We start from the raw sequence: 2,081 nt of genomic DNA on the forward strand, positions 1-2,081 counted from the left end.
CTCCCCGCGGACGCGGTGCCTAATCAGGTGTTCATCCGCGGGAGCCGGATGCACGCGGATCATGACCTGGTGCAGTTCCCGTTCAACCTCACGGACGTGGCCGACGTGTGGATGAAGGGGAACGTCAACACGGTTGCGCCGCTCCGAATCGCCAACCTGCGTGAGACGAACGTTCTGGTTCGGGGGACCAGCGCCACCACCGGGCTCACGTTCCACGAGCTGGACGAGATCGTCTTCGCGTCGCAGCCGACCACCGGTCGCTGGCTCCGGGGGCAAGTCATCTGGTATCCCGCCCCGGCGGGGAGCCACGCGCTCGGGCTCGTCTGCATCACCCCTGGGCCGGCTTCCAACAACACCGCCAAGTGGGACGTGATCGGTAGCCCAGCGCTCTCCACGTCCACCGTCACGCGGCAGATGGCGACGGCAGGGACCACGGCGGAGCAGTACCTGCTGGCGGGCGCGACGCAGCCAACGTTCAGCCGCCGCCAGGACGGGCAGGAGAAGTACGGGGCGGGCGGCAGCACGGCCCCGGACATCACCATCGATCGGATGGGCCCCGGCTCCCGCCGGCAGATCGGCGCCAGCAAGGGCAGCGTCGCGATGGAGCTGCGGGCCGAGAACGTGGTCGGGGACACCGTGGCCGGGGATATCGAGTACCGGGGCACGGACCGGGGAAGCACCGTGTACCGGCTCCTTTCCGCAGTGGCCGGCGCGGTGGCGTCGCGGTTCGTTGCTCTGCGGGCGGGTGCGGACCGCGACGGCAACAAGCTGCCGCTCAACCTGGACGTGCAGAATGCGGCTGGCGCCAACGTCACGGCCCTGCAGTGCATGGCCGGGGCCGATGCCGGCAGCGTGGCGATCGCCAAGGACCTGAAGCTGACGGCGCCCACGACGGCGGCGGCTGCGACCGCCGGCGCCGCCGCGCTGCCGGCCGCACCCGTGGGGTTCGTGCGCCTGACCATCGGGAGCACCAACTACAAGCTGCCCTACTACGCCGAGTGAACGGAGGCCGATCTGATGAGAAGTGGTGAGACAAGGACCGGGCACGTCCATGCGGCCGGTGCGCAGTGATCGCGGAGATGCCGCCGCTCATGCAGGCGGCGCTTGCCCCAAGCGCCTTCGCGGGGATCGGGGACGGTGCCATCAACCCTTCACCGAGGGGGGCGCATTGGCACCGTATCGGGTAGCTGCCGCCGTGAGCTGGCCGCTCAGCATGGTCTACAGCATCACACCATCGGCCGTCGCCATGGCGAGCGCGTTCGCGTTCGTGGGGTGGGTGATGGGAGAGGTGAACCTGATGCTGCTCGTTGTCGCCTTCCTGGCGTCCTTCGGTGACGTGAGCGCCGGGTCCATCCGCGCGTTCCTCACCCCGGCCGAGCGGTTCAACCGCAAGCGGCTGATCGACGGGGTAGCGAGGAAGATGCTTGCCGCCCACCTGGTGCTGCTGGGGATGGTGCTGGACTGGTCCTTCCGACTGGGCGTGCCGGGCGCGGCCTCGCTGTTTCAGGAGCACATGCCCTGGACTCGGTTCGCGCTCTTCATCTTGATCGCGGCGGAAGGATCGAGCCTGCTCCGCAACGTGAGGACGGTGATTCGCGTGAGCATGGCGTTTCAACGGGCTCTTGATGCGCTGGCGTCCGGCGGGGAGATGCAGGCGATCAAGGCGGTTGACGCATCCCTCGCGGGCAGTCCGGATGAGATCGGCCGCCGGTGGACCGATGGACCTCGGGCAGGCGCGACCACCGACCCGGGCGCACGAGGTGAGGGGTGATGCGGGCCCGCGCCGTCGCGTGCGCACTGTGGTACGGCGTCCTCCCGTGGTGGATGTACGAGCGGAAGTGCCACTACCCGAAGATGACCTACCTGCAGCACCTGCGTCTCAACCTGCGCTACGCATGGACGTGGGTCAGCAGGCGGGAGACGGCCGACGATGTAGCATTCGAGCTTTCCACGAACGCGCGCCAGCACCCTTCTCGAGGAGGCCTCCAGCGATGAACAAGAAGCAGCCCGCCCCCGTGCCGGTGTATACCTGCGGGTGCTCGGGGGCACCGCACCACGCGATCAAGGCAACGCACAACTGG

2 protein-coding genes are annotated in these 2,081 nt (G+C 68.6%); both read left to right on the forward strand.

Annotated elements, in window-relative coordinates:
* Positions 1-1,002 (forward strand): hypothetical protein (locus VIB55_RS10800; RefSeq protein WP_331876670.1); only part of this gene is annotated, 1,002 nt, incomplete at its 5' end.
* A 193-nt stretch (positions 1,003-1,195) separates the two neighbouring features.
* Positions 1,196-1,771, forward strand: coding sequence for a phage holin family protein (locus VIB55_RS10805; protein ID WP_331876671.1), 576 nt, complete (start codon positions 1,196-1,198; stop codon positions 1,769-1,771).
* Positions 1,772-2,081: the final 310 nt, after the last annotated feature.

Origin of the sequence: Longimicrobium sp., from assembly GCF_036554565.1 — a bacterium.
Taxonomy (GTDB): Bacteria; Gemmatimonadota; Gemmatimonadetes; order Longimicrobiales; family Longimicrobiaceae; genus Longimicrobium.